Here is a 17,460-nt window from a genome sequence, read left to right as displayed (position 1 = left end):
AAGGATTGGCGACCCGCATTGCGAGCAAGGTGACGCATCTCGTCGTCAAAGCCGTATTGCGGGCGCGATTTGGGATCGATGTCCTCACCTTTACGGTTATCAACGATGCCTAACTCACATCAGGCGTGAAGTATGAAGTATGAGGGATGAAGAAAGTCAAAAGTCAAAAGTCTGAAACCACGAAGGTCGCGAAGGGAAATAGGCTATTGGCTATTGGCTATCGAGGATTGTTGAAAATTGCAATCAATGTTCCGCTAGCCCAAAGCCTTCAGCCTATAGCCATCGGTTCCTCTGCGCCTCTGCGTTAAATATTTGATTCACGAAGGACACGAAGGCTCATTTTTTAGCCACAAATTGCACGAATTCCACGAATGATTTTATTTTTAGCCACAGATTGCACAGATTTTTTTGATTCCTTTTCCTATAGCCAAAAGCCCATAGCCCATAACCATCTGTCCTCTGCGTTAAATATGTGATCCACGAAGGTCGCGAAGAACGTTTTTAGCCACGAATTCCACGAATTAATTCGCCAATAGCCAATAGCCTCACCCCTCATCCTTCACCCCTCATCCTTCACCCCTCATCCTTCATCCCTCATCCTTCATCCTTTGTTCTATGCTCTTTGTGGGTTACAATAGCAGCCATGTACAACGAATATGCCTCAATTTATCGCCAAGCTGGCCAGAGTTGGCTGAGCTTGCATCTGCTCAATTGGCTGTTGGTTTGGCTTGAACAGCAGGATCAGCGGCCTCAAACGGTGCTTGATCTTGGTTGTGGTACGGGCGATGCTGCTGTAGCGCTGGCGCTGCAAGGCTATCAGGTCACAGCAATCGATCGCTCGGAAACCATGTTGGCCCAAGCTCGCTTGCATGCTGAGTTACAGCACGCCACGGTCAATTGGCAGCAAGCTGATTTAGCGACATGGCAAGCAACAACAACATACGATTTAATCATCAGCCTGTTTGATACGCTGAATTACCTGCTTGAGCCAGCGCAATTAGGTCATGTATTTCAGCAAATTGCCGCCGCGCTTGCGCCGCATGGCTGGTTGGTGTTTGATCTGAATACGCCGTTGTTGTATGCAACTTGGTCTGAACACAACCAAGTGGTGCTTGATCGCGATGATTTATATATTTACAATGCGCTGGATTTTGACCAAGAAGCCCAAATTGGGATTGGCAAGATTGTCTGGTTTCAGCGCCACAATGATGCATGGCAACGCGGAAGCGAAACTCATCTGCAAGCAGCCTATAGCGATCAGCAAATTGTTGAGTTGTTGGCAGCAGCTGGATTAAGCGTGGTTGCGCGGTTGAATCGTGATGGAGAGCCAGTTGATTTAAGTGAAGCGACGCGGGTGGTGTATCTGGTGCAAGCAAATGGTGTGCATAACCACAGCGCTGCAATACCCCCGATTCTGGATTAGCCGCCATCTATCTCCGCAATTGCGGGCGATCCCTAGTCGCTTGGGTGTCACCCAAGGTTCCGGTTTCGCTGCGATGTGAACGAACGCCGTGATTCAAACGAGTTGCCTCTCTCACTAGTTTAGCTCGTCCCACACACCTTGCCCTTCAAGGGTTAGCGCAGTCACCTAGCCACGCTCATTGCTGAGGCATGCTGGTGGTCTCTTACACCACCGTTTCAGCCCTTACCAGCAGCCAAATGACCACTGGCGGGAATATTTGCTGTTGTCGGCTTGCGTCACGAGCAGGTTACCCAAACTCGCGCCCCTGTTTACGGTTTCACAGGGTAACTTGTCCACCGCGAGGGTGGTCGGAAGGGTCGGGAAGTTGCCTCTAGCTTGCGCCAGCGACGGCTACATTGCTATGATTATGCACAGCTGTTGATCATAATCGGCTTTTGAACGATTGTCAATTGTCGTTATGTGCAAATTAGCATAGAATGCAGTGAGTAACCGTTTAATTGCAAAGGAAGCACGATTGTGGATGAACGCTTAGCACTTATGCAGGCTTTGACCGATGCGTCGGGCGTACCAGGCAACGAAGGGCCAGTGCGGGCTGTGATGGCTGAAGCTTTGGCTCCTTTCGGTGAATTAATCAATGATAATCTTGGTAGCATCGCCGCCCGTAAAGCTGGACCCGAAGGTAGCCCAACAATTCTGCTGGCTGGACACCTCGATGAAGTTGGCTTTATGGTAACCCGCATCACCGACGATGGCTTTATTAAATTTCAGACCCTCGGTGGCTGGTGGGAAATGGTGATGTTGGCGCAACGGGTGCAAATTGAAACCCGCAATGGGCCAATCGTGGGTCTGGTTGGCTCAAAGCCGCCGCATGTGCTCTCGCCAGAAGCGCGCAAAAAATTGGTCGAAAAGAAAGATATGTTTATTGATATTGGGGCCAGCTCAGCAGCCGAAGCCCGTGAATGGGGCGTGATGCCAGGCGATCCAATTATTCCAATGTGCCCATTTACGCCATTGCAAAACGCCAAAATTCTCATGGCCAAAGCGTGGGACAATCGTTTTGGCTGTGCGGCGGCGGTCGAAGTGCTGCATGAATTAGCCAATGATAATCTGCCAAATACGGTTGTGGCAGGGGCAACCGTGCAAGAAGAAGTTGGCTTGCGCGGTGCGGCAACACTCGCCAATCTGGTCAAGCCCGATATTGCCTTTGCCATCGATGTCTGTATTGCTGGCGATACCCCAGGCGTAAGCAAAGACGAAGCGCAAGCCAAAATGGGCGGCGGCCCAGTGCTGTTGCTGTTTGATACCAGCATGATTCCTAATCGGCGTTTGCGCGATTTGGTGGTTGATACCGCTGAAGAATTGGGTATTCCCTATCAATTCGACACGATGACTGGTGGCAGCACCGATGCTGGGCGTTTTCATATTAGCAATATTGGCGTGCCATCGTTGGCGCTGGGCGTAGCAACTCGCTACATTCATACCCATGCCTCACTGCTGCATCGCGATGATTTTGATCAGGTGGTGACGCTGCTGGCAGCAGTTGTGCGCAAGCTCGATCAAACAACTGTCGATTACATCAAAGCTGGTCAATCGGCCTAAAGCTGAAGCAATGCGAAGGATTCCCTCACCCCCCAACCCCCTCTCCTACTGAAACGCGGGCGAGGGGGAGCATACGTTTTCATCACACATTGCAGCAAAACCATGGGGTTGGGACGAGGGCAGCTTAAACGTCTATTTCGAGGTACATTGGCATGCTTGTGCGTTTGTTGGCGGGCTTCTGCTTGAGTTTGCTGGTTGGTGGGCTTGGCTATTGGCGACGTTCGCTGAGTTTAAGCGGCTGGCTCGGCGCTGTGTTAATTGGCACGCTAACCGTGGGCGCTGGCAGTTGGGCTTGGGGCTGGCTGATTATTTTGTTCTTCGCTAGCTCTAGTTTGCTTTCCAAAGTTGGCAAACGCCGCAAAGCAGTCGTCGCGCTCGATAAATTTAGCAAAGACGATCGCCGCGATATTTGGCAAACCATGGCCAACGGCGGCATTCCCTTGATCACGGCGTTGGGCTATGCCTGGCAACCACATTTTAGTTGGTGGGCCTTAGCCTTAGGCGCGATTGCCACCGCCACCGCCGACACGTGGGCTACCGAAATTGGCACGCTCAGCAAAGGTCGCCCGTTTATGCTCACAACCTTTAAGCAAGTTGAACGCGGGCGCTCTGGCGCAATTTCGGGCTTGGGTATGGCCGCGACCAGCCTTGGCGCACTGCTGATTGGCCTTAGTGCTTGGGGCTTGACTGGTTTAGGCCTTGGCAATGGCCAAGCACCGCAATTGTGGTTTGTGGTTGCGGCAACGGTGGGTGGCATTGCAGGCTCGTTGGCTGATAGCTTGCTTGGTGCAACCGTGCAGCAAATGCGTTGGTGCGAGCACTGTGCAACCGAAACCGAGCGCACAATTCACAAGTGTGGCAATGAAACCCGTCATTATCGCGGCTTGGCATGGCTCAATAACGATTGGGTTAATTTGATTAGCACTGGTGCTGGCGCGCTGGTCGGCTTATTGATTGCAGCGCTCGCCAATTAGGCATAATTGCTGCTATACCACGGCGAATATTTGATCTGGCGCAGCTCGCGGCTGGGATAAATCACCTGTGGATCGTCGGCATCGATCTGCACAGCGATGGTTTGGCCAATGGCGATGCGGGCAAACTGCAATTCCTCGACCATCCACGCGCTTTTGGCGTTATAGCTCGACCCATCGGGACGCTGCACTGCGAGGCTCAAAATAACTTCAACATCGCGCCGAAAGCCATTGCTCGAAATATGCTTGCCTTTTTCAGCATCGATCACGGTGGCGCTAGCAGCAATTGAGCGCGCAAATTGGGCTTGATTCTGCGCATCAATAGTTGCCTTAGTTGGCTTTGGCTGGCTACCAAGCGCCGTTTTGGTATTGCGCCCAAGCAATAATAACGGCAAATACAAAAGCGGCGTGTAGATCAAAATCCCGCTCGCCATGAGCCAAAAGGCATTAATTTCGTGTTGCTCGCCCTGTTTGCTGCAATAAAATTTCGTTTTGCGCGAAATCCGTTCGGGCAAGATGATCGTGCCACCAGTACAAACTAGCGGTGTCGTTATTTTCGCAGCAATCGGCAGCACAGCAAAAAAACCAGTTGTTGAAAGCATAAAGGCCAGAAAAAACGCCCCAAACCAGCGCATAACTCCTCCAAAACGTGCTTATTCGAGGGTGCGCATTGCAGCCAAAACCCCCCGAACGCCAATTTGTTCTTCGAGTTTGAGGCATTGCTCCAAACCCTTGCGATAAGGGTGTTCGCCATTGCGTAATCTTTCAGCGGCCTTGGTTGCGCCCAAAAAAAGCAAATGTTGGTAGGCAACCCATTCAGCAAAGCCTTCAACCCAATCGTAATCAGTTAATAACGGACAATGTTCGCCCTGCCAAACGTGGGCAAATTCGTGGGCCACAACCAAGCGAAAGCGCCAACGCGGCAGGCCATACAAGGCATAAACCACCCGCATGCGGCCTTGGCGCAGATACAGCCCAAGCATTTGTTGGCCTTCGGTGGCAATTGCGCCTTGGCGGGCCAAATCTTGGATTGTTGGCTGATCGACCAGCCGAAAGCTTGCGCCAACTTGCACTTGCAAGCCAGGATGTTGGGCCAGCGAAGCAACTGTATCAGCGTATAAGGCTTGGGCTTCCTGCGGATCATAAATTGCGCTGCGATGGCAGCTGCCACACTGCGATCGTCCATCGTGCAGCGTCCAGCCATCGCTGCCAACAGGCGCTGCACAGCTGCTACAGCGTGGGCGTTGCTCAATACACTGTTCACAGTAGCGCTCCGGTCGGTCGGGCAGAAAATAATATGCCCCGGTCAAGCGCTGGCCACACACCGCACATTGGCTTTTATCTGGCAGTTGCTGGCTACGAATTGGTGGAATTAGACGGCTTGTCATCGATTTCGCATTCTCATCTAGATTAGCGTGGTATCTGCTACAATTATCCCACGTTGTTTGCCCATAAGCCTGTAACTTAGACGCACAAATTGCAATTTAGTTGTTGGCTGCGCGCGAACGCCTGCCACAGTATCACCTGATGCCTAGACCAAAGGAAGAACCATGACCCAAGCCATCCTATTCGATTGGGGCGGAGTTTTCAATCCGCAACATGAATCACTTGAAGGCTATCGTAGCATTGCCCAGCGCTATGGCCATTCTGCCGAATCGTTGTATGCCTTGTTGTATAACGGCGATGAATGGCGACAAGCGCGGGTTGGTCAGCTAACCAGCCAAGCCTATTGGTCGGGCATGCAGCAAAAATTAGGCATTGATGGTGAGCTAACAGGCTTTATGAATGAGCTATTTGCTGGCGAGCAACTGAATCAACAGATGGTGCGCATTGCCCAAGTGTTGCAGCGCCGCTATCGCACTGGCTTGCTCTCGAATGCGCTCGACGACCTAGAGACGATCTTAGAGCGCTGGCAGGTTTCCAACTTATTTGATGTGGTGATCAATTCGGCGCGGGTCGGGGTGGCCAAGCCCAATCCCCAAGCCTTTGAATTGGCGGTTGAAGCCTTGGGCATGCCAATGCGCGAGATCGTTTTTATCGACGATAAAGTGCGCAATGTGCAGGCAGCGCGGGCTTTTGGCCTGCCGACGGTGCATTTCACCACCACCGCAGCATTGATCGATGAACTTGGCAGCTTGGATGTGCTCAAACCCCATGAACGGGCGATGTTGCGCGAGGAGTTTTGAGCATGCGGATCGTTGCGCTTGCGCCCTTTGGCTTGCGGCCCAAAGCAACATTAAGCCGCCGCGCGTTGCCCCTGCTCCAAGCTGCCGCCGATCGTGGCGATCTGGTGCATGTGCTTGCACCAAGCGATCTCAACCCTGCTGATGCTGGCCAAACTACGGTCATTAAGCAGATTACGGTTGAGCATAGCCCAAATTTTGGCCAAGGCAGCGTGGCAATGCTGCGCTCAGTGATCTGGATGCTCAAGCGCTGTTTGGTGCTCAAGCCGGATCTGGTGCATTTGTTTAAGCCCAAGGGCTATGGTGGCATGGCCTTGCCCTTGATTCGGCGCTTGCGCCCCAATTTGCCCATTTTTGTTGATACAGACGATTGGGAAGGTACGGGCGGTTGGAACGATCGGCTTGATTATCCTCAACCGATCAAAGCCTTGATCGATTGGCAAGAGCGCAATTTGCCCAAATTGGCCGATTGCGTGACGGTGGCTTCGCAAACTTTGGCCAATCAAGTGATTTTATTTGGCCTGCCAACCAATAAAGTGCTGTATTTGCCGAATAGTGTTGATTTGCCGCGGCGCAGCTTGCCTGAGCGCGGTGCAGCGCGGGCCATGCTTGGCCTCGGCCACGAACCAGTTATGTTGCTCTATAGCCGCTTTTGGGAGTTTCCAGTCAGCGATGTGGTGGCGGCCATGGTTGGCGTGCTGGCGCAAATGCCGCAGGCCAAGCTTTTGGTGATTGGGGCTGGCGAGCATGGGGAAGAACAGCAATTAACCAATTTGGCCCAGCGGGCAGGCATCAGCCATGCGCTGGATAACCGGGGCTGGAGCGAGCAAACTACAATTGATGCAGCATTAGCGGCGGCAGATGTGGCGCTTTATCCAATGGATGATACGCTGCTCAATCGGGCCAAATGCTCGGCCAAATTAACCGAACAAATGCAAGCAGGTTTGGCGATTGTCGCGGCGGCGGTTGGCCAAGTGACCGAATATCTCGATCAACAAAGCGGCATCTTAGTTGAACCAAGCAATAGCGGAGCCTTAGCGCAAGGCCTCATTCGGCTACTCCAACAACCAGAGCTACGGCAGCGCTTGGGTTTAGCTGCTCAACAGCGGATTGAAACCCACTTTAATTGGTTGGCTCAACGTACAATCTTGCTCCAACGGTATGATCACGCCACGAGCTAGGCAATGTAGTAGCGAGAGCGTGGCAAGCTTTAGCGTGGCAGGATCGTCCTCATAATGTACCGTTAATCTACCGAACGTTGTTGACTCTTGGAGGTTGTGTATGTGGATTACCCGAAGAGTGTGTTTCGTGTTGGTCTTTTTTGGTTTCGTAGCAAGTATGTGGCTGAAGCCTGCGCCAATTACGGCCCAAACGCCGTTGACTGGCGATCAGGCTGCGCCATTGTTAAACCCCGAGCAAGCAGGCAGCAAACAGGATTTTGAGGCTGGGTTGAACAGCATCAATGGTGGAACGTCATACGCCACCGCTTCGTACCCTGGGATTGCCTTTCATCGCCGCAATTCGAACGTTGGTTATGCCTATTATGGTGCCGGTTGTACCTATATTAAGTCGATTCCAGGCGCGTCGTTTGGTGATAATGAAGCCTTGAGCACCAAATTGGATATTCCTGAGGGTGCGACAATTATTGGGGTTGAGTTTCAATATCGTGATACTGATGCCGCCGCTAATTCACGGCTCTACCTCTACCGCTTCAATGGCGCTGGGGGCGTTGAATCAGTTGCGCTGTTAAACAGTAGTGGTAATGGTGGCTATGGCTCAAGTTATACGGCTACGAGCTTCACGCCCACGGCCTATGATTCGTTTAATTATGCCTACTCGTTGGTGTGGTATAGCGGCGGAGTTGGCATCAACCATGCGCTGTGTGGGGTGCGGGTAAAATATGCCTATAACCCAGTCGTGGCCCGCCCAGCAAGCACGCCGCCAGCCAACCGCCCTGATGCCTTACAAGGCGGCATTAGCGGCTATAACTTTACAGCAGCCAGCGATTTTGTCGCGGTCGATGCAAGCAGTCGCTATAGTTATGGTGGCGCTGGCTGTATGATTTTGACCGAAGGTCTCAATTTATCGACCGAAGTCGATATGCCCGATGGCAGGCAATTTCGCGGCTATCGCGCCTTCTACTACAACAATGCCAGCGGCCAAACTATGTATGCCAATTTGGTCACTGTTAATGGCTCTTCAACCTCAACTGTAGCGATTGAACCCACAACCCAAGCAACGGGCTACGCCGAAGATTATATTAATTTGGATAACAACGTCCAAATTATTAACGAAGTGCTCAAAGGCTATTTGCTGTATATTCGCCCGGGCACCAGCGAATCGGCTAAGATGTGTGGAATTCGCTCGTTTTATACCTTACCAGTTCAGGGTCGCGCAACGGCAGCAGCAAGCAACCCAATTGCCAATGGTGTTGGCGACCGCGATGCCAAGGGTGCATTATTAAGCGCAGCAGCCAACGAGCCAAGCCCAATCCAAACCTTGGAATTAGGCACAGTTGAAGAAAGCGCTAGCCCGCAAATCACTGATGAATATCAATTTTTAACTCCCTATTCATTCGTTCCTCGCGATACTGCCTATATCCAACAAATCGACGCTGCAGGGTGTGTTTCGTTTGATACTGATTCTGAGATCACCTATACCTTTCAACTGCCCGCCAAAAGTGCGATTCTGGGAATTCGCTTCTACTATCGCAATTTAGCTGGCAATGGGGCAACTGCTCGTTTGTGGGCCTATGATGGTAAAGGCTGGTTCAACCCAATCTTTGCCTACCCAATTCCTACAACCACTGGCTATACATCGCAGATCGTAGACTATCCTGGCTCGCATTATGATCTTTCGGAAGGCAATGTTCATCATTCGATCAGTTTCTCGTTGCTCAATCCAACCAATACTGTGCAATTCTGTGGCGCACGAATTTGGTACACCACTGGATTACGCCATTTCTATATTCCAGTCGCCTTCAAGAATTAAGCCCAGCTAAAACAATGAAGGCCACAGTGCTTGCTGTGGCCTTCGCATTTAAAGGGATTTTTGCGCTTGCGGTTGTTTGCGTGCCAGATAGAATAACAGCCCGATCATCAGGCTGGTCAACATTGCCAACGCTCCCAATTTCCACCAACTATCTGGCAGCAGCAATCCAAGGCTGCCAAATAAAATGCTCACGCTATAGTAAAAAGCCACAACTTGGCGTTGCGATAAGCCCAAATCCAGCAAGCGATGATGCAAATGTGCCCGATCCGAGACGCTGGCTCCAGCGCCACGTACCCGCCGCCAGATGATCATCCATACGCCATCGAGCAACGGCACCCCAAGCACCAATAAGGCTGTGGCTAGCTTGGCTCCGCCGATGATCGAGCAAATCGCCAAACTATAGCCTATCACCATCGCGCCGCCATCGCCCATAAAGATTTTGGCTGGGTGGAAGTTGTGGGGCAAAAAGCCCAAACATGCGCCTGCTAAGGCCAAGGGCACCAACACTAGCGAATATTGGCCTAACGAATAGGTGTGAATCGCTAGCACAATCGCGGCAATGAATGTTACGCCAGCAGCCAAGCCATCCAAGCCATCGATCCAATTCAGCGCATTGGTCATGCCCACAATCCAAAAAATCGTAACGCCAATGGCGAGCGGCGGCCAAATTTCGTGGAAATTAATCTGGCGAAACATCGGGAACGGCGTATTAAAAGCCGTCGCAATAATGCCGCGTGCCCCAACATCCACCCCATTGATTGCTGGATGCAGCGTCCATTCCCATAAATAGGGGCCAACCGCAATTAATGCAGCCAGAATTTGGATGATCAAACGAAAGCGGGCCGAGAGCTTTTTAATATCGTCGATCGTCATCACAACCCACATTAGGGTTGCACCTGCCGCCAACAAACCCAAGCGAAAGCTCTCGATTGGAAAGCGCTGCATTTGCGGCACGCCCCAAGGCACAACTACCGCCGCTCCCAAGGCCGCCATAAAGCCAGCAAACATTGCCGCGCCGCCAAGCCGTGGAGTTGGAATCCGATGCACCCGCCGCGCTTCGGGAATATCATACAGGCCACGGCGAATCGCCCACGCCCGAATCAAGGGAGTCAACATGAAGGTAATGCTGGCACCAATGGCTAATACCAGCGCAAATCGCAGAATCATAACTGCTCCAGCTTAGAAGTGTCCGAAAATAAACCGATCAACAGCTTAATGATTGATCCAGCGAGTGTAAAAACCGCGCGCCACCGCTGGATCATCGGTGCCGCTGACAATGACGCGTCCATCAGGAAACACGGTTGCTTGGTAGGTTTCGGCTGCAAAGCGCAAAAGATAGTCGGTTTGCACCACCCGCAAATCTGCTTGTTGTAGCTGTTGAGCCAAACGCGCCAAGCCAATCGTCGTTGGCTGCTGCGGGCGAATCTGAATTGCGTTGCGACCACATAAACTGATGGTTGGCTCGCTAGCCTGATCAAGCAAATCGAATTGGCGCAAGCCACAAACTGGGCAATCGGGCCGTGGCGCTGGCATTGGCAAATGCTCAAATTGCCAAGCCCAGAGATCGAGCATCAACAAATCGGGGTTGGCTTGGCCTTGAGCACTCAGCAATTTGAGCGCTTCAGTTGCCGCGAGATTGCCAATTACGCCGACGACTGGCCCAACCACACCCGCAGTTTCACAGGTGGGCATGCTGCCTGGGTCAGGCGATGTGACGAATAAACAGCGCCAACAGGCCTGCTGCGGGCGAAAATTCGCCGTCATGCCATGGCCACCAAGCACGCCGCTATAAATCCATGGCACCTGCTCACGCACACACCATTGATTGATCAACAAACGCGTTTCGAGGTTATCGCTGCCATCCATCACCAAATCAACGCCTGCAAGTGCTTGATCAATCGTACCAGCGTGCAGATCGAGCACCACAGCATCGATTTCGCAGGCACTGTTAATTTGCTGGGCATGGGCTTTGGCGGCCACAACTTTGGGCTGCAACTGGTCAGCATCAGCCTCGGTATAAAAACTTTGGCGCGGCAAATTGTGCGTTTCAACCCAATCGCGATCGATCAGGCGCAAGTAGCCGATGCCTGCTCGCAGCAAGCCATGTGCGATGGTGCTACCGGTTGCGCCCAAACCCACAATCGCCACCCGAGCTTGGGCTAGGCGCTCCTGCCCAGTTTGGCCAAGCCCGCCAAAGCGAGTTTGGCGACTATAGCGTGCTGATTGAATCCCACTACTGGGCATAAAACCCCCTGTTTGCATTGTGGCTCATTGTACCGCGCAGGTGAGACAGTATCAACTTGACAGAGATTGATACCGCCTCGTAAAATCGTAGCTAATTGTTGGTTATTTGTAGCATGGCCTCTTAATTCATTTGCTTGCCCAGCCCCCACTAGGTAAGCCATTTTTGCTATGATGCCCAGTTATGCTTAGCATTATTTTTGACGTGTTAGATGGGAAACACGGCGCACCCAAGGAGTTACCGATGAGCCGCGCCAGCAGCTTTGAACGAGCCACACTCGACCCGTTTTACCACGAGCTTCGCACCTCGCTGACCTTGATCCAAACCTGTACCGATTTGCTGATGCATGCCGACCAAATTGGGCAGGCCGATTTACGCAATTTTCTTCAAATTATCCGCAGGGGTGGCACTCGGATTGATCGGCTTGTGCGGGATTATATTTTGTTGGCCAAGGGTGAGTATGGGGTGCTGAGCGAGGAGAAAATCGCCCAGCCAACCTCGGTGTTACCACCGCTCAATTTAGCCTTGCTTGAGGTTCGCGCCGAAAGCCATGATCGCGGGGTTGAAATCGTCAGCGATTTACCAGAAACAATGCCCTTGGTTTTGGCCAATCCCGACCATTTGCGCTTAATTATCGAGCGCTTGCTGAGCGTGGCCTTGCGCTTTGTGCGCAACGCTGGCGATGCAGTGGTGGTGCAAACCCGCACGATGCCCGATAGCGTCGCAGTGGTCTTTACGGTCGAGGGTGCGCCGCTGACCGACGAGGATTTGCCACGGATTTTCGACCGCTTCTTTGTGCCGCAAAACCTGCCGCTCTCACGCGAGCAGCATGGCTTGGGCTTGGATTTGCCAGTGGTTAAATCGTTGGTTGAGTTGTATGGTGGCAAAGTTGCCATCGAGCGCTTGGCCAAAGGCAACGTCTTTGCCTTTACGGTTCCGCGCGCCGAGCCAGAAACCAGCCGCAGCTAAAATAATGCAGCGCAGCCACCATGGCTGCGCTGTTTTTTATGCTTGCAACACCCGATCAAAAAAAGCCAAGATTTGCTGGTTTATCTGCTGTAGATAGGGGCTGTTTGGGCCAAAATTATGCTCGGCCTCAGGTAAGCGCAACAATTCAACCTCGGCATTGGCAGCTTGCAAGGCTTGCTGCAAAATCAGGCTTTGGCTGATCGGCACGGTTTGATCGTTCTCGCCGTGAATCAGCAAAAACGGCGGGGCTGGCTGATCAAGATAGTTCAAGGGATTAGCTTGTTGCACCAACTCGCTACGGGTTGGCAAAGCCCCACCAACCAACAACGATTCGGATGAATCTGGCTCGTCGTGCCAATCGCCAAGTTGGCTCAAATCGCTGGGCGCAGCCACCGCAACCACCGCTTGCACATTGCTTGGTTGGTCGGCGCTGCCATTGTTGCCCGCTAAATCGGCAACATGCCCCGTTACGCCCAACAAACTTGCCAAATGACCACCTGCATCGTGGCCCCAAATCCCAATTCTGGCTGGATCAATCCCGAATTTTTGAGCATTGGCCCGCAACCAACGCACGGCAGCTTTGGCATCGTGCAGCTGGGCCGGAAAAATCGCCTGATCACTGCGGCGATAATTAATGCTGGCGACAATGTAGCGGCCAGTTTGGGCCAAAAACGGATCGCTGCTCAAGGCTTTATCGCCACGTCGCCACATACCGCCATGCAGATACACAATCACCGGCAAAGGCTGCGCTGGCAGTGGCTCAGGTCGATACAGATCGAGAAACAGCAAATAGCCAGCTGCGTTGCCATAGGGCAAATCGGTTAATGTTTCTACCTCGTGGGTCATCGCATCCTCAGTTTATTTGGCAATCGGCTGCCGCACGATGCTTGGCCCAACCTCGGGCGGCGTGTAGATCAAGGCCATTGCGCCAGGAATATAGCGCTCAAAGGTTGGCAGCACATTCGCCAATTGCCCATTGCTGGTAATATGGCCGGGGCTAACCACACCCTGATTGTGCCATGCCACAAAGGTCATCCAATTGACGGTAACCCAATCGTGTTCGGCGCGATAGCTGGCAATCTCAAAGTTGGCCGCCAAATATTCGACCGCCAAAAATGGATCGCTAATTTCATTGGCAACTTCGGTTTCGCTTGGTTGCCAATCGCTATAACGCTGCATTTGAGCTTGGAGCTTGCTACCATAAATCGTCAGTGCAACTGGGCGGCTGGTTGGCTGATTGAGCGAATTTACATAGGGCAACTCGCCGTTGAGCAAACTTTTGCCAACCGAAGGCCGCAAATTGGCGGGCCAAACGCTAAAATTGCCCAAACCCAACGAATTGGCAACCCCCTGCGCCTCTTGATAGACCGGAGTTACTGCCCGCCCAAACGTACCGCGCGTCGCCAAAGCCCCGTTATATTCAAAGTAAAGTTGGGCCGCAATAATTACGGCAAATTGATCATCTGTAAGGTTGGTAATGGCTTGGCGATTATGGCGTTTGGCGCTGGCAATAATGCTTGAACGCAACCGTAACATGGTCAAATTAAAGCTTGGGTCGTAATAGGCCGCTGGAATATCCGTTGGGTAAGGCCGCCCTGCTGCATAAAATAACGCAGCTGCACTTGGCCAACCGACGATCGCTGGGGCATTTGGCACATAATAGCTGTGAGTTTGGGGCGGTGCATATTGGTCAAAAACCATTGGCGCTGCCGCAACAATCACTTGCCTACGCTGTAAACCATGAACTCCCAATACTGCTACTAAAAGCAGACAAAAAAATAATCGCACCTTACGACGCGACATACAGGCTCCTTTGCTTCGTCTACACACAGCCGCGGTATTCAAATCTTCAATGCCGCACTGCACGGTGCAGCATAGCATATGGCCTGGATTTTGGGAATACACCAAAGGGTTTATTTTGGGTTGGGTTTAACCGCTTTGGCGAGCAAGTTCTAGGCCAAAAGATTTAGTCTATAGACGTTGTTGGGAAGCAAAACGTTGCATTGATCAGCAGGGCAAAGGTGTTCCCTCACCCCCCAGCCCCCTCTCCCACTAGACGCGAGCGAGGGGGAGCAAAAGAATTGAAGTCCTATCATCCACTGGACGAGGGCGAGGGGGAGTCAATCATCGTTTAGCGATACATTTCGCCAAAACCATGGCGTTAAAGTCCCTCGCCCATCGGATGGGAGAGGGGTTGGGGTGAGGGAACTTACTGCTAGCTTGCTTGTTGATTGGCAACCATTTTGGCATACACGCCATCGGAGTTTAATAACTCGGCGTGCGTGCCTTGCTCGGCAATTTGGCCGCGATCAAGCACAATGATCAAATCGGCATTTTTGACCGTGCTCAGGCGATGGGCAATTACAATCCGCGTGCAATTTAATGTGTTGAGTTGCTGCTCAACAATTTGTTCAGTCAGCGTATCGAGCTGGCTAGTGGCTTCATCCAAAATTAAAATTGCTGGCTGGCGCAACAAGGCCCGTGCTAGGGCAATCCGTTGGCGTTGCCCACCTGAGATGCCGCCCGCCGCCTCTCCAACTCGCGTTTCGTAGCCCATTGGCATGCTCACAATATCGTTGTGCAAGCCTGCTCGTTGGCTGGCAGCAAGCAATTGAGCTGCTGGCAAAGTTGCACGCTGAAGGTTGATATTTTGGCGAATTGAGCCGCTAAATAAAAATGCATCTTGCAAAACAACCCCAAATTGTTGGCGCAACGCTTGGCGGTCGTAGTGTTCAATTGGTTGCTCATCGATCCAAATTTGGCCGCTGGTCGGTTGATACAGGCCCAACAATAATTTGGCCAAGGTGCTTTTGCCCGAGCCAGTGCGTCCAACCAAGGCCACTTTTTGGCCTGGTTGAATCTGCAACGAAATATCGCGCAAAATTGGTGCTGCATGCGGGTTGTAGCCAAAACTAACTTGGTCTAGCCGAATTGCGCCTTGTAAACGTTGGTCGGGCGCAAAGCTGCCATCTGGCTCAGGCTGCGCCATCAACACATCATTTAAACGTTCAAGGTAGCTGGTTAATAATTGTAGGCGTTGGCCTTGGCTAATTAATGTGACCAACGGCGCGAGTGCCAATGTGCCAATGGCGTTTAATGCCAGCATCGTGCTTAAATCCATGCTGCCTTGATGCACTTCGCGCAAGCCAACCCAGAGCAAAATCAGCGGCGTGGCAGTTTGCAACGTGCCCAAAAGACTATCGACGACCGCGCTCAGGCGTTGGCGGCGCAGGCTGGTGTTGCGCTGACGACGAGCCAGATTTTGCCAATAGCTAAAACTATACTGCTCAACACCCATGGCTTTGATCGTGGTAATGCCACTCAGCAACTCGATCAAATAGCTCTGGGCTTCGCCTTGCTCCAACAAATCGGTCTCGACAAGCGGGCGCAAACGGCCTTGGGTGAGCCAAATAATCGCCACTTGCAGCAGCGCAATAATGGTGACGGTTAGGCCAAAGCTGCCGCTTTGCCAAAATAGCAAGCCACCATAGATCAGCATCAACCCGCCATCGAGCACTACCGAAAGCACTTGGTTGGTAATTAATTCGCGAATTGTGCTATTGCTGGTCAGGCGCAGCAATAAATCGCCGCTACTGCGTTGTTCGAAAAATGCCAGCGGCAAGCGCAACAAGTGGCTCAGAAAATGCTCGCTCAGATCAGTATCAAAACGCAGTTGCAATTGAATCAACAACAGGCTGCGCATATATTGCATCAAAAAACGAATGCTAATAATCAAGCCCAAGCCAATCAGCACCCGCCCAAGCAGCACCTCAAAACTGGGCAGCGTTACTTGCTGCACCAAACTTTTCGTCAGCAATGGCAGCGCCAGCCCGACCAATTGCAACAAGCCAGAAGCCACAATAATCTGCATTAATAAACTCGGTTTGGCCAAGAGGGTTGTGCGAATTAAGCGCCATTGATCGGTGTTGGTGCGTTGGCGTTGCTCAAAATTCGGGCCAGGTTGGCAACTAAGCACAATCCCCGTGAAGCGTTGATCAAGCTCGCTTAACTGCACAAAGCGTCGGCCCAAAGCGGGATCGACGATCGTCGCGCCGCGTGGCGACCAGCGCTCAAGCACCACAAAATGATTAAAATTCCAATGCAAAATTGCCGGAAGTTGTAGTGAGCCAAAATCGAGGTTTTGCAGGGCAAACGCCCGCACAACGAGGCCATAGTGGCGGCCAGCAGCAGCAATCGTTTGGGCACTCAAGCCATCACGCGATGGCCGACAGACCTCGCGAGCTTCGGCAACGCTGGTTGCTCTGCCCCAATACGAGAGCAGCATGGCCAAACAGGCAGCACCACATTCAATTGCACTTAATTGGAGTAAAACCGGAACTTTACGCCGTTTGAGGCGGGCAAACCAACGTTTCAATCGCGCCAAACCTTGCTAGTTGCGCAAGGTTATCCGTGGGCTAAAGGCTGACGAGCGGCGCGCCAATCACAACTAAACTGACTGAAAGTAGCGCAACCAGCAACCACAAACTTCGCAGCAACAACGGCGAAATTCGCTCTTGGACAACCTGCTCTTGATGATGAGCAACATATGACGTTAGCGCAGCCGAGCGAAATAATGAGGTGTTTGGAATCAGAGCGGTTTGGCTGTGGTCATTCATTGGGTGTCCTCCTGAAAAGCTGGCCCCATTTAACCATACTTGGCGCTTGCCAACTAGCCAAAAACCGATATAAAAACCGATATAGCGCTATCGCTCAAACTACGCTTGCCAATAACCGTATTTTAACCGTATACTAGGGCATCTAACAACCTCCCAAAATTAAACCCACCCAAACAATCAAAGGAGACCCAGCATGTCGCATGAAGAAACGATCAACGCGTGGAATAATGCTGAAAATGATCCTGAGAGCGAACCCACGAAACCACGGCCTGCGCCAGCCAATCCCGCTGGAATGACCGAGTTGAGCGACGAAGAATTGCGCCAAATTCAAGGCGGTCTTTTGGATTGCAGCATCATTCCAACCATGACTTCAGTCACCAGTCTCGTTCCCTGCGTGGTCAATACCAACGACGATCAACAGTAAGTCGGCAACCAATTCACCCTAATGTCCTTGCTTAACTGACCC

The 17,460-nt window shown here is 52.1% G+C and carries 16 protein-coding genes and 1 pseudogene; 9 read left to right on the top strand and 8 right to left on the bottom strand.

Going from position 1 to position 17,460, the window contains the following annotated elements; genetic code table 11:
• From C5S61_RS27660 to C5S61_RS04435, 4 genes and pseudogenes are all read left to right on the top strand, one after another.
• Positions 1-113: pseudogene (locus C5S61_RS27660) on the top strand (IS982 family transposase); the annotation flags it as partial.
• A 530-nt stretch (positions 114-643) separates the two neighbouring features.
• On the top strand, positions 644-1,423 hold the full coding sequence (locus tag C5S61_RS04445) for a class I SAM-dependent methyltransferase (RefSeq protein ID WP_110513890.1): 780 nt from the start codon (positions 644-646) through the stop codon (positions 1,421-1,423).
• Between the two features lie 516 nt (positions 1,424-1,939).
• Positions 1,940-3,022, top strand: a complete 1,083-nt coding sequence (locus C5S61_RS04440; RefSeq protein WP_110513889.1) for a M42 family metallopeptidase — start codon at positions 1,940-1,942, stop codon at positions 3,020-3,022.
• A 152-nt stretch (positions 3,023-3,174) separates the two neighbouring features.
• Positions 3,175-3,996: a DUF92 domain-containing protein gene (locus C5S61_RS04435; protein ID WP_110513888.1), complete on the top strand. Its 822-nt coding sequence runs from the start codon at positions 3,175-3,177 to the stop codon at positions 3,994-3,996.
• On the opposite strand, the gene C5S61_RS04430 is transcribed toward C5S61_RS04435, so the two are convergent.
• The gene (locus C5S61_RS04430) at positions 3,993-4,628 is read right to left on the bottom strand and encodes a hypothetical protein (RefSeq protein ID WP_110513887.1); all 636 of its coding nucleotides are present in this window, start codon (positions 4,626-4,628) and stop codon (positions 3,993-3,995) included. The genes C5S61_RS04435 and C5S61_RS04430 overlap by 4 nt on opposite strands.
• Before the next feature lie 18 nt (positions 4,629-4,646).
• Complete coding sequence (locus tag C5S61_RS04425; RefSeq protein WP_110513886.1) at positions 4,647-5,381, bottom strand: zinc-binding protein; 735 nt, start codon at positions 5,379-5,381, stop codon at positions 4,647-4,649.
• A gap of 162 nt (positions 5,382-5,543) precedes the next feature.
• Between C5S61_RS04425 and C5S61_RS04420 the strand changes: the two genes are divergently transcribed.
• The 3 genes from C5S61_RS04420 to C5S61_RS04410 all read left to right on the top strand — a co-directional run bounded on the left by C5S61_RS04420 (position 5,544) and on the right by C5S61_RS04410 (position 9,167).
• Positions 5,544-6,179, top strand: a complete 636-nt coding sequence (locus tag C5S61_RS04420; RefSeq protein WP_110513885.1) for an HAD family hydrolase — start codon at positions 5,544-5,546, stop codon at positions 6,177-6,179.
• Between the two features lie 2 nt (positions 6,180-6,181).
• Complete coding sequence (locus tag C5S61_RS04415; protein WP_110513884.1) at positions 6,182-7,357, top strand: glycosyltransferase family 4 protein; 1,176 nt, start codon at positions 6,182-6,184, stop codon at positions 7,355-7,357.
• 100 nt (positions 7,358-7,457) lie between these two features.
• Complete coding sequence (locus C5S61_RS04410; protein WP_110513883.1) at positions 7,458-9,167, top strand: hypothetical protein; 1,710 nt, start codon at positions 7,458-7,460, stop codon at positions 9,165-9,167.
• A 48-nt stretch (positions 9,168-9,215) separates the two neighbouring features.
• Here C5S61_RS04410 and C5S61_RS04405 read toward each other — a convergent pair whose 3' ends face one another.
• Both C5S61_RS04405 and C5S61_RS04400 read right to left on the bottom strand, forming a co-directional pair.
• The gene (locus tag C5S61_RS04405; RefSeq protein ID WP_110513882.1) at positions 9,216-10,334 is read right to left on the bottom strand and encodes a glycosyltransferase family 4 protein; all 1,119 of its coding nucleotides are present in this window, start codon (positions 10,332-10,334) and stop codon (positions 9,216-9,218) included.
• A gap of 45 nt (positions 10,335-10,379) precedes the next feature.
• On the bottom strand, positions 10,380-11,429 hold the full coding sequence (locus C5S61_RS04400) for a ThiF family adenylyltransferase (protein ID WP_110513881.1): 1,050 nt from the start codon (positions 11,427-11,429) through the stop codon (positions 10,380-10,382).
• A gap of 223 nt (positions 11,430-11,652) precedes the next feature.
• On the opposite strand from C5S61_RS04400, the gene C5S61_RS04395 reads away from it, so the two are divergent.
• Positions 11,653-12,378: a sensor histidine kinase gene (locus C5S61_RS04395; RefSeq protein ID WP_164689222.1), complete on the top strand. Its 726-nt coding sequence runs from the start codon at positions 11,653-11,655 to the stop codon at positions 12,376-12,378.
• Positions 12,379-12,414: 36 nt separating this feature from the next.
• Here the strand turns inward: C5S61_RS04395 and C5S61_RS04390 are convergent, their stop codons facing one another.
• The 4 genes from C5S61_RS04390 to C5S61_RS04375 form a co-directional block, all read right to left on the bottom strand.
• Positions 12,415-13,224: an alpha/beta hydrolase gene (locus tag C5S61_RS04390; RefSeq protein WP_110513879.1), complete on the bottom strand. Its 810-nt coding sequence runs from the start codon at positions 13,222-13,224 to the stop codon at positions 12,415-12,417.
• 12 nt (positions 13,225-13,236) lie between these two features.
• Positions 13,237-14,181, bottom strand: coding sequence for a hypothetical protein (locus C5S61_RS04385; protein ID WP_110513878.1), 945 nt, complete (start codon positions 14,179-14,181; stop codon positions 13,237-13,239).
• A gap of 412 nt (positions 14,182-14,593) precedes the next feature.
• Positions 14,594-16,753 carry a peptidase domain-containing ABC transporter gene (locus C5S61_RS04380; protein WP_110513877.1) on the bottom strand — a complete coding sequence of 720 codons (2,160 nt, stop codon included), beginning with the start codon at positions 16,751-16,753 and terminating at the stop codon, positions 14,594-14,596.
• A 40-nt stretch (positions 16,754-16,793) separates the two neighbouring features.
• On the bottom strand, positions 16,794-16,994 hold the full coding sequence (locus tag C5S61_RS04375) for a hypothetical protein (RefSeq protein ID WP_110513876.1): 201 nt from the start codon (positions 16,992-16,994) through the stop codon (positions 16,794-16,796).
• A gap of 193 nt (positions 16,995-17,187) precedes the next feature.
• Between C5S61_RS04375 and C5S61_RS04370 the strand changes: the two genes are divergently transcribed.
• Positions 17,188-17,418, top strand: coding sequence for a mersacidin/lichenicidin family type 2 lantibiotic (locus tag C5S61_RS04370; protein WP_110513875.1), 231 nt, complete (start codon positions 17,188-17,190; stop codon positions 17,416-17,418).
• The last annotated feature ends 42 nt before the right edge of the window (positions 17,419-17,460 follow it).

Origin of the sequence: Herpetosiphon llansteffanensis (assembly GCF_003205875.1) — a bacterium.
Classification (GTDB): domain Bacteria; phylum Chloroflexota; class Chloroflexia; order Chloroflexales; family Herpetosiphonaceae; genus Herpetosiphon; species Herpetosiphon llansteffanensis.
This window is presented reverse-complemented; position numbering and strand designations above follow the sequence as displayed.